Annotated in this window: 12 protein-coding genes; 7 read left to right on the top strand and 5 right to left on the bottom strand. The window is 73.2% G+C overall.

Features of this window, described 5'->3' with window-relative positions; all coding sequences use genetic code 11:
• Positions 1 to 5: 5 nt before the first annotated feature.
• A complete protein-coding gene (locus LX83_RS20600) occupies positions 6 to 1574 on the bottom strand; it encodes a molybdopterin-dependent oxidoreductase (protein WP_253773852.1) in 1569 nt (522 codons plus the stop codon).
• A 140-nt stretch (positions 1575 to 1714) separates the two neighbouring features.
• Here LX83_RS20600 and LX83_RS20595 point away from each other — a divergent pair, with 140 nt between their 5' ends.
• Together LX83_RS20595 and LX83_RS20590 are read left to right on the top strand one after the other, a co-directional pair.
• Complete coding sequence (locus LX83_RS20595) at positions 1715 to 2146, top strand: Rrf2 family transcriptional regulator (protein ID WP_253773851.1); 432 nt, start codon at positions 1715 to 1717, stop codon at positions 2144 to 2146.
• Positions 2147 to 2236: 90 nt separating this feature from the next.
• Complete coding sequence (locus LX83_RS20590; RefSeq protein WP_253773850.1) at positions 2237 to 3424, top strand: MFS transporter; 1188 nt, start codon at positions 2237 to 2239, stop codon at positions 3422 to 3424.
• 227 nt (positions 3425 to 3651) lie between these two features.
• On the opposite strand, the gene nrfD is transcribed toward LX83_RS20590, so the two are convergent.
• Genes nrfD through LX83_RS20570 form a run of 4 tightly spaced genes read right to left on the bottom strand, consistent with a single transcriptional unit; the run spans position 3652 to position 9253 of the window.
• On the bottom strand, positions 3652 to 4668 hold the full coding sequence (gene nrfD / locus LX83_RS20585; protein WP_253773848.1) for an NrfD/PsrC family molybdoenzyme membrane anchor subunit: 1017 nt from the start codon (positions 4666 to 4668) through the stop codon (positions 3652 to 3654).
• Positions 4665 to 5630: a 4Fe-4S dicluster domain-containing protein gene (locus LX83_RS20580; RefSeq protein ID WP_253773846.1), complete on the bottom strand. Its 966-nt coding sequence runs from the start codon at positions 5628 to 5630 to the stop codon at positions 4665 to 4667. The genes nrfD and LX83_RS20580 overlap by 4 nt, the downstream gene beginning before the upstream one ends.
• Positions 5631 to 5634: 4 nt before the next feature.
• Positions 5635 to 8883: a formate dehydrogenase gene (gene fdh / locus LX83_RS20575; protein ID WP_253773844.1), complete on the bottom strand. Its 3249-nt coding sequence runs from the start codon at positions 8881 to 8883 to the stop codon at positions 5635 to 5637.
• Between the two features lie 25 nt (positions 8884 to 8908).
• Positions 8909 to 9253, bottom strand: coding sequence for a helix-turn-helix domain-containing protein (locus tag LX83_RS20570; RefSeq protein ID WP_253773842.1), 345 nt, complete (start codon positions 9251 to 9253; stop codon positions 8909 to 8911).
• A gap of 286 nt (positions 9254 to 9539) precedes the next feature.
• Here LX83_RS20570 and LX83_RS20565 point away from each other — a divergent pair, with 286 nt between their 5' ends.
• From LX83_RS20565 to LX83_RS20545, 5 genes are all read left to right on the top strand, one after another.
• The gene (locus LX83_RS20565) at positions 9540 to 10058 is read left to right on the top strand and encodes a phenolic acid decarboxylase (protein WP_308204013.1); all 519 of its coding nucleotides are present in this window, start codon (positions 9540 to 9542) and stop codon (positions 10056 to 10058) included.
• 856 nt (positions 10059 to 10914) lie between these two features.
• A complete protein-coding gene (gene ispH, locus LX83_RS20560; RefSeq protein ID WP_253773840.1) occupies positions 10915 to 12060 on the top strand; it encodes a 4-hydroxy-3-methylbut-2-enyl diphosphate reductase in 1146 nt (381 codons plus the stop codon).
• Between the two features lie 178 nt (positions 12061 to 12238).
• Entirely contained in the window at positions 12239 to 12748 is a 510-nt protein-coding gene (locus LX83_RS20555; protein ID WP_253773838.1) for an FAD-dependent monooxygenase, read from the top strand.
• Entirely contained in the window at positions 12720 to 12974 is a 255-nt protein-coding gene (locus LX83_RS20550; RefSeq protein ID WP_253773836.1) for a hypothetical protein, read from the top strand. The genes LX83_RS20555 and LX83_RS20550 overlap by 29 nt, the downstream gene beginning before the upstream one ends.
• Positions 12975 to 12999: 25 nt before the next feature.
• Positions 13000 to 13968: a pyridoxal-phosphate dependent enzyme gene (locus LX83_RS20545; RefSeq protein WP_253773834.1), complete on the top strand. Its 969-nt coding sequence runs from the start codon at positions 13000 to 13002 to the stop codon at positions 13966 to 13968.
• The last annotated feature ends 7 nt before the right edge of the window (positions 13969 to 13975 follow it).

The raw sequence follows: 13975 nt of genomic DNA, 5'->3' as shown, positions 1-13975 counted from the left end.
TCCGCTCACCCGGTGGTGAACGAGACGCTGTGCCAGCCGGTGGCCCCGTCGGGCGCGGGGTCCGCCGGCTGCTCGGTCTGGGTTCGCCCGGACCGGTCGGTGGCCCGGCACGTCACGGTGTGCTCGCCGGCGGCCAGTTCCACGTCGACGCGCCACATCCGCCAGGTGTCCGCACTGACCTCTGTGGACAGTCGCGCGGGCTGCCACGGCCCGTCGTCCACCCGCACCTCGACCTGGTCGACGCCGGTGTGCTGGGCCCAGGCGATGCCGGCCACGGTCACCGTGCCGGCGGGCAGCGCGGCCCGCGCGCGGGGCCGGTCGATCCGCGACTGCGTCTTGACCGGGGCCTGCTGGGACCAACCCCGCCGCACCCAGTAGGCGGGCCGGTCGAAGGTGGTCACCTCCAGGTCGACCAGCCACTTGGTCGCCGACACGTAGCCGTACAGGCCGGGGGTGACCATGCGGACCGGGAAACCGTGTTCGGCGGGCAGGGGCTCGCCGTTCATCGCGTAGGCCAGCAGGGCGTCCCGGCCGGGGTCGAGCAGCACGTCCACGGGGGTGCCCGCGGTGAACCCGTCCGAGCTGGTGCTGATCACCTGCTGGGCGCCGGGCCTGACCCCGGCCTGGGCCAACAGGTCGCGGACCGGCACGCCCGCGAAGCTGGCCGTGGAGATCAGGTCGCCGCCGACCGGGTTGGACACGCAGGCGAGGGTGATGGTCCTGGTCAGCGCGGGACGGCTGAGCAGGTCGGCGAAGCTGAGCGTCAGCTCGCGCTCGACCATGCCGTGCACGCGCAGCCGCCAGTCCTCGGCGCGCAGCCGGGGCACGATCAGCGCGGTGTCGATCCGGTAGAACTCGGCGTTCGGGGTGATGAAGGTCGGCGTGCCGGCCGGGGCGAAGTCGGCGCCGGCCGGCACGGGCGGGGCGGGCGGCGCGGTCGCCAGCGCGTCGGCGACCCGCTGCCGGGACGCGCTCAGGTCCGCCGACCGGCCGAGCACCGTGCCGCCGGCGGCGGCCAGTCCGGCGCCCACCGCCACCACCGCCGAGGAGGACAGGAACCGCCGCCGGTCGGCGCGCACCACGCTGGTGCGGCCGCCGGACTCGGCCAGCGGTGGTGCGGTGTGCTGGTCCGGCCTGCCCCTGGCCAGCAGCCAGCGGAACACCAGCACGCCGACCAGTCCGGCGGCGATCGGGGCGAGCAGGCCGGTGATCGCGCTGTCCGGTCTGGACAGTGCGGCGACGCAGCCGAGCAGCCCGAACACGGCGATCAGCACGCTGCCCGGGGTGGGATCGCGTCGGGAGAGCAGCCCGGCGAGCACGGCGAGCACCAGGATCACCAGCCCCATGCCGGCCAGCAGCACGGGTTTGTCGGCCGTGCCGAACGTACGGATGGCGAACTCCTTGACCGGCTGGGGTGCCAGGTCGATCACGGAGTTGCCCACGGCCAGCAGCGGCGACGCGCTCGGCTGGAGGGGCGCGGCCACCAGGTGTCCGGCGGCCAGTGCCGAGCCGGCCGCCAGCACACCGCTCACCGCGGCGGCCGGCCGGGACACCATCGCGCTGCTCGTGCTCATGCGGCCATCATGCGGCCCGACCGGGACGGTTGACGCCGGCTGACCGCCACCGGCGGCCTGATGTCCGGAAACCGTAAGGACTGGACACCCGGGAAATCGGCTGTAACATCACCGGTTACAGAGGAGCGGGGAGGTGCGCGGTGAGCGCCAACAGCCGACTGACCGTGGCCGTGCACGTGCTGACCTGGATGGCCCTGGCACGGGGCCGGGGACGCGAACTGGTCACCTCCGACCAGATCGCCACCAGCGTCAACACCAACCCGGTGGTGATCCGCCGGACACTCGGCCAGTTGCGCGCGGCCGGGCTGGTCGCCGTCCAGCACGGCACCGGGGCGGGCTGGCGGCTGGCCCGCGCCCCGGAGGAGCTGACCCTGCTCCAGGTCCACGACGCGGTCGAGCGCGACCAGCCGCTGTTCGGCCTGCACGCCAACACCCCCAACCTGGACTGCCCGGTGGGCCGGGGCATCCGCCCGGCCCTGACCCAGGTCTACGACCAGGTGGCGGACTCCATGAAACGCGAACTGGCGCGCACCTCCATCGCGGACGTGCTGCGCGCGACCCTCGCCGCCTGAGCGCCCAGCCCAACCGAGCCGGCCTCGTGCCGGCTCTTCTTCAGCCCTCCGATGTAACAGATTCAGTTACAACCAGTCCTGAGGAGAGACATGTACCGCCCGCTCGTCGTGCTGGCCCTCGGCACGTTCGCCATCGGCACGGACAGCTTCGTGGTCGCCGGGCTCCTGCCCGGGATCAGCGCGTCGCTGGACGTCGACGTGACCGCGGCCGGCCAACTGGTCACCGCCTACGCACTGGCCTACGCACTGCTCTCGCCGGTGGCCGCGGCGCTGACCGCGCGCTGGCCGCGCCGCCGGGTGCTGCTGGCCGGCCTCGGCGTGTTCGTGCTGGGCAACCTGGCCACCGCGGTGCTGCCCAGCTACGGGTTGGTGCTGGTGTCCCGGGCACTGGCCGGGCTCGGCGGCGCGCTGTTCACGCCCACGGCCACCGCCACCGCCGCCGCCCTGGTGCCGGCCGAGCGGCGCGGCCGGGCGATCGCCGTGGTGATAGCCGGGTCGAGCGGCGCCACCGCGCTGGGCGCACCACTGGGCACCCTGGTCGGCAGCCTCGGCGACTGGCGGACGACCATGCTGTTCGTGGCCCTGCTCGGCACCGCGGCCGGGCTCGGTGTCGCCGTCCTGCTGCCGACCGTGTCCGCCGCGCCGGTGTTGGGCCTGCGCCAGCGGCTGGCCCCGCTGGGCAACCCCCGGCTCGCGCTCACCCTGGCCGCGGTGTTCACCGTCTACGCCGGACTGTTCGTGGTCTACACCTACGTCAGCCTCGGCTTCGACCGCGCCACCGGCGGCGACGGCGGTGTGCTGGCGGCGCTGCTGCTGGTGTGGGGCGTCGCCGCGACCGCGGGCAACCTGAGCGCGGGCGGGCTGACCGACCGGTTCGGCAGCCGCCGGATCATCACCACCGCCGCGGCCGTGGCCGCGCTTGACTTCGCCCTGCTGCCGCTGACCAGCGCGCACCTGCCGACCGCGGTGGTCGCGTTGATCGTGTGGGCGCTGTGCGGCTGGGGCATGCTCGTGCCGTTCACCCACCGGCTGATCGGGTTCGCGCCGGCCTCGGCGCCCCTGCTCACCGCGCTCAACTCGACCGCGGTCTACCTGGGCGTGTCCGCGTCCGGGCTGGTCGGCGCGGCCGGACTGGCCCTGGTCGGGCCGCACCGCCTCGGCCTGGTCGGCGCCGCGTTCATCGTGGCCGGCCTCGTCCTGGCCGAGTCGGCGCAGCGCGCCCGCCGCCAGCCCGCTCGGCCGGCCGAGTCGGACACCACGCGGTCGCTGGCCGGGTGACGGTGAACCCGACACCGGTCGCGGGGTGCCCGCTGGCGACGGCGTGGGGGCAGCGCCGGGCCGGGACTCCGCGTCGAACCCGCCACCCGCCCGCGAGCCGGACCGACCAGCCAGCGTGCTCACGGTGCGGCGCCGGCCCCCGGGCTAACTGTCACTCACATGGCCCTGCCTGAAGTGTCGACTCGCGGGGTTTGCAAAGTCAACTCGCGCGTCCGTTGGGCAGGTGATCACCCCTTGGGCTGGTTCAGTCGGGCTCGTTGCGGCACCACCGTGTACTTCGGGTCGGCGGCGGAGGCGCGGCCGGCGTGGAAGACGCCGAACCGGGTGCAGGCCGAGCCGGCCAGCAGGGCCACGCCGGCCAGGGCCGCGGCCGCCCGGGAGCGCCCGCCGAACACGGCCGCGCCCAGTGCGCCGGCGAGGGTGAGGACCTTGGCCGCGCGCATCAGCCGGCCGCTCCTGCCCTGCTGGTAGGGCTCGGCGACCAGCTCACCCATCCGGCGCCGCATCCGCTCGGTGGCGGCCAGCTCCAGGACGGCGCCGAGCAGCGCGGCGTTGCGGGCTGGCCCGGCCTGGTGGGCGGGGGCGGCGAGCAGGCCGGCGCCGCCGGCCGCCACGGCCGCCGAGCCGACGAACACGAACGGCATCTCCCGGTACCCCTCGTGCCAGGCCGGCACCGCCGTGTCGGTGAGCAGCACCGCGGTGTAGGCGGCCACGCCCGGCCCCACCAGTGCCGCCAGCCTGGTCGCCACCCGCCCGATCCCGGGATACCGCCCGGTCAGCTCGGTGGCTGCGGCCACGCCGGCCAGTGGGCCGTAGGTGGCCAGCAGCCAGGAGCCCACGCTCATCGGCGAGGTCGGCTTGAACACCCGCAGCATGTACAGGAACCGGCTGGGCCGGCCCAGGTCGTGCACCAGGGCGACCACCGACGCGGAGATGGCGCCCAGCGCGGTCAGCTTGCCGGCCCTGGCCAGCGCCGGCCGTCCGGTCAGCTCGGCGCCGGCCGCCAGCACCGAGCTGGCACCGGCCAGCCCGCCGCAGAACAGGTAGCCGGCGATGTCCGTGGCCGACCAGACCACCTGGTTGAGCACGGGCAGCCCGTAGTAGGAGGTGGGCTGGGCCGCCGGCACCACGGTCGGCTCACCGCCCCGGCCGCGCCGGGGCCGCTGGCCGTCGCCGCCCACCGCGGCCTCCCGGCCGGGCCGGTGCCCGCGCAGCCCCGCCCTGGTCACCTCGGACCCGCTCATCCCCGCCTCCCCGCGAACGCCGCGGCCAGCCCGGCCAGCAGGGTGAGCGCCGCGACCCCGGCGTGCCGCCACATCGACGGCAGGTCGCGGGTGGTCACCACCGGGTCCGGGGGCAGCCCGTACACCTCGGGCTCATCCAGCAGCAGGAAGAACGCGCCGTCGCCGCCCACCCCGTCGTTCGGGTCGTGCCCGTAGAGCCGGGCCGAGGTGGTGCCGGCCGCGTGCAGCTGCTCGACCCGGCGCCGCGCCCGCTGCCGCAGCTCGTCCAGCTCGCCGAACTGGATGGAGTCGGTGGGGCAGGCCTTGGCGCAGGCCGGTTCCATGCCCACGCCGAGCCGGTCGTAGCAGAGCGTGCACTTCCAGGCCCGGCCGTCGGTCTCCCGCCGGCCGATCACGCCGTAGGGGCAGGCCGGGACGCAGTAGCCGCACCCGTTGCAGATGTCCTCCTGCACCACGACCGTGCCGAACTCGGTGCGGAACAGCGACCCGGTCGGGCAGACGTCCAGGCAGGCGGCGTGGGTGCAGTGCTTGCACACGTCCGAGGCCATCAGCCAGCGGAAGTCCGTGCCGTCCCCGTCGCCGGCGGCGGCCCCGCCGGGTGTGGTCGGGGTCTGGCCGGCCCGCTCCGGGGGCGTGCCCGATCCCTGGGCGGCCAGCGCCAGCACGTCCACGCCGCTGTGGTCCACGCCCACCCACTGCTGGGCCAGTGGCTTGCGCTGCTCGACGAAGGCCACGTGCCGCCAGGTGTCGGCGCTCAGGCCGGTGGTGTTGTCGAAGGACATCCCGGTCAGGCGCAGCCCGTCCTCGGGGATCGCGTTCCACTCCTTGCACGCCACCTCGCACGCCTTGCAGCCGATGCACACCGAGGTGTCGGTGAAGAAGCCGTACCGGGGCGGGTGGTCGCGGTAGCCGGCGTCGCCGGTGACGTCGGCCTCCGGACCGGACAGCAGGTTCCTGGCCACGTGCTCACACCTCCGTCGCGGTGCGCTCGTCGATGCCGGCCCGCCGCCGGTAGTCCGCCACGTGCGCGGGCAGGGCCGGTCCGCGTGGCCGCCGCCCCGGCCGGATGTCCGCGGTCCACGCCTTGACCTCCTGGATGTGCACGTTGGGGTCGAGCACGATCGCGGACAGCTCGTTGGCGGCGTCGCCGGTGGTGTAGCCGTTGGGGCCCCAGTGGTAGGGCATGCCGATCTGGTGCACGGTCCGGCCCTGCACCCGCAGCGGCGTCATCCGCTCGGTGACCATCACCCGCGCCTCGATCGCGCCGCGCGCGGTGGTGATGGTGGCCCAGCCCAGGTGGGCCAGGCCGCGTTCGGCGGCCAGCTCCGGGGACACCTCGCAGAAGAACTCCGGTTGGAGTTCGGCCAGGTAGGGCAGGGTCCGGCTCATGGCACCGGCGGTGAAGTGCTCGGTCAGCCGGTAGGTGGTCACCACGTACGGGAACACCGCCGAGCCCGGCTCGTCGCCGCTGGGGTGGTAGCGGTTGCCCGGCCGGGAGTGCAGCTGGCGCACCGGGTTGCGCTGCTGGCCGTAGAGCAGGTTGGGAAACGGCGACTCCTGCGGCTCGTAGTGCGTTGGCAGCGGCCCGTCCACCAGCCCGGCCGGCGCGTACAGCCAGCCCTTGCCGTCGGACTGCATGATGAACGGGTCGATCCCGGACAGCGCCGCGACCCCGGTGGCGCCCTTGGCCGGCCGGTAGGACGGCGGCCGGGTCACCGGGAAGTCGATGGTGTCGTGGCCGACCCACCGGCCCTGGTCGGCGTCCCACCAGACCAGTGCCTTGCGCTCGCTCCACGGCTGGCCGTCCGGGTCGGCCGAGGCGCGGCTGTAGAGGGTGCGCCGGTTGGCCGGCCACGCCCAGCCCCACTCGCTGCCGGTCCAGTTCTGCTCGCTGCCCGGGGTGCGGCGGGCGGCCTGGTTGACGCCGTCCTGGAAGACACCGCAGTAGATCCAGCAGCCGCACGCGGTGGAGCCGTCGTCGGCCAGGTCCTCGTAGGAGGACAGCGGCCGGCCCCGCGCGTCCCAGCCGTTGATCTCCGCAAGCACCGCCTCGGGCACCGGCTCGTCCTGGCCGCCCTCCAGCGGGTAGTCCCAGGTGAGGTCGAGCACCGGCCGGTCGACCGGGTCGGTGGAGCCGGCCAGCTTCTCCCGGATGCGCCGGCCCAGGTGGTAGAAGAACCACAGGTCGCTGCGGGCGTCGCCGGCCGGTTCCACGGCCTGCTGGCGCCACTGCAGCAGCCGGTTGGTGTTGGTGAAGCTGCCGGCCTTCTCGGTGTGCGCGGCGGCGGGGAAGAAGAACACCTCGGTGCCGATGTCCTCGGTGCGCAGCTCACCGCTCTCGATCTCCGGGCCGTCCCGCCACCAGGTGGCGCTCTCGATCAGCGAGAAGTCCCGCACCACCAGCCAGTCCAGGTTGGCCATGCCCAGCCGCTGCATCCGGGTGTTGGCCGAGCCCACCGCCGGGTTCTCCCCCACCAGGAAGTAGCCCTTGCAGGTGCCGTCCAGCTGGGCGAGCACCGTGTCGTAGGTGCTGTGGCTGCCGGTCAGCCTGGGCAGGTAGTCAAAGCAGAAGTCGTTGTCCGGGGTGGCGTTCGGCCCCCACCACGCCTTGAGCAGGCTGACCAGGTAGGCGCGCAGGTTGGCCCAGTAGCCCTTGTCCGCGGCGTCGGCGGTGACGAACCGGTCCAGGGTCTGGTGCACGTGCGCGTGCGGCATGGGGATGTAGCCGGGCAGCAGGTCGAACAGGGTGGGGATGTCACTGGAGCCCTGGATGCTGGCGTGGCCGCGCAGCGCGAGGATGCCGCCGCCTGGCCGGCCGATGTTGCCCAGCAGCAGCTGCAGGACCGAGGCGGCGCGGATGTACTGGGAGCCGACCGTGTGCTGGGTCCAGCCGACCGCGTAGGCGAACGCGCTGGTGCGCTGCGGGCCGGAGTTGCTGGTCAGCTCGTCGCACACGCGCCGGAACAGCCGCTGGGGCACACCGCAGACCTGCTCGACCAGCTCCGGGGTGTAGCGGGCGTAGTGGCGCCTGAGCAGCTGGAAGACGCAGCGCGGGTGTTGCAGGGTGGGGTCGAGGCGGGGTTCGCCGTGCAGCGCCGGCCCGCCGAAGCCGTGCGACTCGGGGTGGGCCGACTCGGCGAGGGAGCGGCCGACCCGCGCGTCGTACTGCCTGTCGCGCTCGCCGGCGGCGGCGGCCACCCGCACGCCCTCGTAGGCCCAGCTGGTGGTGTCGTAGTAGCGGTTCGCCGCGTCCAGGCCGGAGAACACGCCGTCCAGGTCCTCGGTGTCGCGGAAGTCCCGTTCCACGATGGTGGCCGCGTTGGTGTAGGCGACCACGTAGTCGCGGAAGTACTTCTCGCTGGTCAGGACGTGGTTGATGATCCCGCCGAGGAAGGCGATGTCGGTGCCGGCGCGCAGCGGCACGTAGATGTCGGCCAGCGCGCTGGTCCGGCTGAACCGGGGATCGACATGGATCACCGTGGCGCCGCGGGCCTTGGCCTCCAGCACCCACTGGAAGCCCACCGGGTGCGCCTCGGCGAAGTTGGACCCCTCGATGATGACGCAGTCGGAGTTCTGCAGGTCCTGCAGGTAGGTGGTGCCGCCGCCGCGGCCGAACGAGGTGCCAAGGCCGGCCACGGTGGAGCTGTGGCAGACCCTGGCCTGGTTCTCCACCTGCACCACGCCCAGCGCGGTGAGCAGCTTCTTGATGAGGTAGTTCTCCTCGTTGTCCAGGGTGGCCCCGCCCAGGCTGGCGATGCCCAGGGTGCGGCGCGTGCGCACCCCGTCGACCTGCTCCTGCCAGGTCCGCCGGCGGGTGTCGATGACCCGGTCGGCCACCATGTCCATGGCGGTGTCCAGGTCCAGCCGCTGCCAGTCGGTGGCGTGCGGCGGCCGGTACAGCACCTCGTGGCGGCGGTTGTCACCGGTGGTCAGCTGCAGGCTGGCCGATCCCTTGGGGCACAGCCGCCCCCGGCTCACCGGCGAGTCCGGGTCACCCTCGATCTGCACGACCCGGCCGTCCTTGACGTAGACGTTCTGCGCGCAGCCGACCGCGCAGTACGGGCAGACGGACTTGACCACGGCGTCGGCGGTGCTGACCCGGGGGCGCAGCGCGTCGGTGCGCGGTGAGCGCACGGACGCGCCCCTGCCCAGTGGGTCGCCGTCGGCGAGCTGCCGGTACACCGGCCACGACCTGATCCAGCTGCCCAGTGCCACCAGTACCTCCGCGTCTGCTCGCCGGTCAGTCGCCCGGCTCGATGGGTGGACCGACGCCGGCCACCGCGCTCGCGCGGCGCCGGGCCGCGTGCCGCAGCTGCGGGTCGGCCGCGGCGCGGTCGCGCACCCAGTCCAGGACGTCCTCGCGTCGGACCGGGTTGACGTGGTGGGGGTTGACCAGCCGCTGCGCGTGCGGCTGGACCAGGCCGGCGCGCCGCCACTGGTCGCCGGAGCCGTTGTCGCTGCCGTCGGCGGGCAGGCCGGTGGCGATCAGGTAGGCCAGTCCGGGTGGGACGCCCAGTTCGGCGCCTGCCTCCTGGTAGCTGTGGCCGGCGGCGACCAGCCGCAGCACCTGTTCCTTCCTGGGCATCGGCCACCTCCCTGGTCGCCCGCCCGGTTCCGGCGCGCCGTCGGTGCCCGGGCACCTTCTCCAGCCGAGCCGGCTGGGGCTGGCGGGCCGCCGGAGCCGGCGGTCTGACCATAAGCGGGGCGGCGCCGGCCCGCGACCGGTCCACTCAGGACGGACGAGCGCGGAGGTCACCCGAACGGGGACGAGCGGGCGCGGTGCCGGTTCGCCGGGGTGGGCCCGGGTATCCCGGCCCACGATGCCGGCACCGCCGTCCGGCGGCCGCGATCGACCAGCACGGGAGGCGTGCGTGACCAGTGTTGAGGAACCGACCCCGCCGCAGGACCTGTCCGGGATCACCGGCAGGCACTTCATCTACACCTACGCCAACGGCTGGCAGTACGAGATGTACGTCAAGAACGAGACCACGATCGACTACCGGATCCACTCGGGCATGGTCGGTGGGCGCTGGGTCAGGGACCAGCAGGTCGACCTGGTCCAGCTCGACGACGACGTCTACAAGGTGTCGTGGGCCGAACCGACCGGCACGACGGTGAGCGTGACCGTGGTGCCCGGCAAGCGCCGGCTGCACGGGGTGATCTTCTTCCCGCAGTGGGTGAGCCAGCACCCGGAGCGCACGGTGTGTTTCCAGAACGAGCACCTGAGCGAGATAACAAAGTACTGCGACGCCGGTCCGACTTACCCCGTCGTGGTTGTTCCGGAGTTCGCCAGGATCACCTTCTTCGAGGACGCCGGCACCAACAACGAGGATGTGGTGTCCTGCGGTCCGAACGAGCTTCCGGCCGGTTACGCCGCGCGCACCAACTGACCTCCACCAGGGCCGGCTCACTAATGACGGACCAACGATCCGTTAGCTATTTTTCGCCATTTGTGCTGAATCGATTCGAGGTGAACATGTTTCTGATCCACGCGATTCGGAACAACCACGACGAGTCAGCGCCGAGTCGGCAATCCCAGGCAGCTTTCACCCGTTCAGCCTAATCTACCCCAGAGTCAACACTGTCAGTAATCTTTGACGCTGAATTCTTCCACGGAAGGCGATCTGGTGGCCGTCCTGCCCCACCACACCAGGAGCAGCGCGCTACCCAGAGTAGATGTTTGCGGGTCGGGCGCCCCGGTCCGCCAACCGGACGCGCCATCCGCACGGTTGCCGCTGCCGCGCCATAAGCCCAGCCTATCGACGGGTGACCGGCGCTCCGCGCGGCAATTGCCACCCCTGGCAACCCCCCGCCAGGCGCCGCAAACCGAGCGCGGGAGTTCGGTCAACTCCTTTTGGCCTCACCTAAAACGTGCACGTAGTGCTTTGCCGATCAGGTCTGGCGTAATGCCAGATCCGCGTGTACGGTCCTAGCGACGCAATAGCCAACTGGGGATCGTCCACCAGTGGTGGACCTGGGGAAACAAGAGCTTTTTGTGACAGCTGGACAAGGGGCCGCAACGCCCCAGGAGCAACCTTCCCCGACTTTGTCCGGGACGGTGGCCGAACAAATTCATGTCGCACACGACTCAGCCACGACGGCCCACGTGACAGGAGACACTGTCGGGCGAGAGTTTTCTTGGCGTCGTGTTCCGAATACCGCCCGGCGGGCATCCCGCGCCGCGCACACCACATTCGATTCCCTTGCGACTGACCGTCGAGAGCAGCCGTCGGAGGTGCCATGCAGATGAGCGAGCCTGCCGAGATGTCCCACGTCGCGAAGCCCACCGCGGAGCGGCGCCGCAGGACAACCCGCCGGCGGTCGACGCCCACCGTCACCCTGGCCGAGCCGCGCGGCCTGTGCTGGGGCGCCGAGCGCGCGGTCCGGTTCGTGGAGCGGGCCCTTGACCTGCACGGATCAACGGTCTACGTGCGCAGGGAGATCGCGCACAGCGGGGAACTCGTGCGCCACCTCGAACGGCTGGGCGCCCGCTTCGTCGACTCCGAGCGGGAGATCCCCGACGGCGCGGTCTGCGTCTTCTCGGTGCACGGCGTCTCCCCCGCGGTGCGCGCGGAGGCCGAGCGCCGGTCGCTGCGGGTCATCGACGCGACCTGCCCGCTGGTGGCCGGCCTGCACCAGCAGGTCAGCCAGGTCGCCGCGGCCGGCAGGACGGTGCTGCTGATCGGCGACGCCGAGCACGAGGAACTGCAGGGCCTGCGGGGTGAGGCGCCGAACCGGACGGTCGTGGTGACCTCGGTCGCGGACGTGGCCGACCTGGCCATCCCGGTGGACACGCCACTGGCCTACCTGACCCAGACCACGCTGTCCCAGGACCAGACCGCCGAGATCGTCGAGGCGGTGCGGGCCCGCTTCACCGACCTGGTCGCGCTGGCCACCGACAGCGTGTGCCAGGCGAGCCAGCAGCGGGAGAACGGCGTCAAGTCCCTGTCGTCGCGGTGCGACGTGGTGCTGGTGGTCGGCCCGGCCGACTCCACCGAGACGGCCCGGCTGCTGGAGGTGGCCGGGCACGCCGGCGCGCGGGCACACCTGGTCCCCGAAGGCGACCAGGTGCGGGCGGACTGGCTGACCGGGGCCACCTCGGTCGGCGTGACCAGCGCGGACACCCCGGACAGCGTGGTCGACGAGGTGTTGGACCAGTTGGACGAGCTGGGGTTCAAGCACGTGTGGGTGGACCGGACCGCGCTGGCGGACATCCCGCCGCTCGACCCGGGCCGCCTACCGGCCCAGTCCTCCCCCGCTCCGGCCCAGTCCCCCGCTCCGGCACCGCGCGCCGCCCAGCAGCCGGCGGTCCCAGCGGTCCCGCCGGTGGTGCTGTCGGCCCAGCCGACGCGGCCGGTGTTCCCCGGCCAACCCGCCCTGTCGGCCAAGTAGGCACACGCGTTCCACCGGGGTGGCGGTGCTGAGCCGCGCCGTGCCGGCGGCCGCCACGCGACCGCGCGCACCACGTGCGGCCGGGGTGCGCACCAGCCACCCCGGCCGGCGCGGACACACCGGCAGCCCCCCACCACGGCAGCCCCCCCGGCACGGCCGCCCCGGCACGGCAGCCTTCGTGCACCCGACGCCCTGCCGCGGCGGGACCATCCGCGCCCGCTACGTCGTGGCGGCGGACGGCGGCCGGAGCGGCACCCGCACGCTCATCGGGCTCCCCCTGGTCGGCCAGACCTACGCGCAGCAGCGCTGGTACCTCGGTGACGTCACCGGGCCGGACCTCGACCGCGACCACATGCACATCTGGCCGTCCGAGGACCGCATGCTCGGCCTGACCCCGCTGCCCGGCACCGACCTGGGGCAGTTCCAGAGCCCGATCCTGCCCGGGGTGGTGCCGGGGACCCCGTCGCTGGAGTGCTACCAGCGGCTGTTCGACGAGCGCGCCGGCTCCGACGGCGTGGTGCTGACCAGCGTGACCTGGCTGTCGGTGTACCAGGTGAACGTCCGCATGGTGGAGACCTACCGCAGGGGGCGCGTGCTGCTTCGCCGGGGACGCCGCCCACGTGCACTCCCCCGTCCTCGGCACCGGGTCGTACCAGAGCATGCTCCAGCTGATCCGCCTCGTCGGTGACGTCTCGCCGGACCAGCTGCTCGGGTACGGCATCGCCGGCCGGGGCTCGGTGGCCCTGCTGCTCGCGCTGGCCGCGGGCGTGTTCACCTGCATCGCGATCGCGTCCGGCGCGTTCGTGCTCGCCACGGTGCTCGTTGTCGTCCTGGTGCGCACGCAGCGGCGCGGCCGCACCACGCCCGCGCCGGGCACCGACGCCGTGGCCGCGTCCAGTTCCGTGCCAGGCTGAGCCACCGAACCCAGGGAGGAACAGCATGACGACCACCCCGCCGATCACCCTGGACGACGTGTGCGACGCCGCCGCCCGGCTCGACGGCGTCGCACACCGCACCCCCGTGCTGCGCTCGGGCACCCTGGACCGCCTCGTGGCCGCCGAGGTGTTCCTGAAGTGCGAGAACTTCCAGCGCGCTGGCGCGTTCAAGTTCCGCGGCGCCTACAACGCGGTCGCCTGCCTGCCCCGGGAGCGGCTGGCCAGGGGCGTGGTGGCCTACTCCTCGGGCAACCACGCCCAGGCCGTCGCCCTGGCCGCCCGGGAGCTGGGCACCACCGCGGTGATCCTGATGCCCGAGGACGCCCCGCGCTCGAAGCTGGCGGCGACCGCCGGCTACGGCGCGGAGATCGTCACCTACGACCGCTACACCGGGGACCGCGCCGCGCTCGGCGCCGCGCTGGCCGCCGAGCGCGGCATGACCCTCATCCCGCCCTACGACCACCCGCACGTGATGGCCGGGCAGGGCACCACCGCCCTCGAACTCCTGCACGACGCCGGGCAGCTGGACATGCTCGTGGTGCCGGTCGGCGGCGGTGGGCTGATGGCCGGCTGCGCCACCGCCGCCACCGGCCTGCACCAGGGCATCCGGATGGTCGGGGTCGAGCCGCTGGCCGGGGACGACACCGCGCGTTCCCTGGCGGCCGGCCACCGCGTCACCATCGACGTGCCGCGCACCATCGCCGACGGCCAGGCCCTGCCCACCCCGGGCGAGCTGACCTTCGGTGTCAACCAGCGGCTGGTCGACGCCATCGCGCTGGTCACCGACGAGGAGATCCGCCAGGCGATGCGCTTCGCCTTCGAGTACCTGAAGATCACCGTCGAACCGAGCGGCGCCAGCGGTCTGGCGGCACTGCTGGCCGGCCGGGTGGCCGACCTGCCCAGGCGCGTCGGCGTGGTCATCTCGGGCGGCAACATCGACGCGCGGCGCTTCGCCGAGCTGTGCGGGGGCTGACGGAGGA

Origin of the sequence: Goodfellowiella coeruleoviolacea, from assembly GCF_024171785.1 — a bacterium.
GTDB lineage: Bacteria > Actinomycetota > Actinomycetes > Mycobacteriales > Pseudonocardiaceae > Goodfellowiella > Goodfellowiella coeruleoviolacea.
Note: the sequence above shows the minus strand (reverse complement) of the source record. Positions and strands in the feature narration are given on the sequence as shown.

Coding starts and splice junctions, on each gene's coding strand:
- LX83_RS20600 (WP_253773852.1), bottom strand. CDS start 1,574: ATGAGCACGAGCAGCGCGATGGTGTCCCGGCCGGCCGCCGCGGTGAGC.
- LX83_RS20590 (WP_253773850.1), top strand. CDS start 2,237: ATGTACCGCCCGCTCGTCGTGCTGGCCCTCGGCACGTTCGCCATCGGC.
- nrfD (WP_253773848.1), bottom strand. CDS start 4,668: ATGAGCGGGTCCGAGGTGACCAGGGCGGGGCTGCGCGGGCACCGGCCC.
- LX83_RS20570 (WP_253773842.1), bottom strand. CDS start 9,253: ATGCCCAGGAAGGAACAGGTGCTGCGGCTGGTCGCCGCCGGCCACAGC.
- ispH (WP_253773840.1), top strand. CDS start 10,915: ATGAGCGAGCCTGCCGAGATGTCCCACGTCGCGAAGCCCACCGCGGAG.
- LX83_RS20550 (WP_253773836.1), top strand. CDS start 12,720: ATGCTCCAGCTGATCCGCCTCGTCGGTGACGTCTCGCCGGACCAGCTG.
- LX83_RS20545 (WP_253773834.1), top strand. CDS start 13,000: ATGACGACCACCCCGCCGATCACCCTGGACGACGTGTGCGACGCCGCC.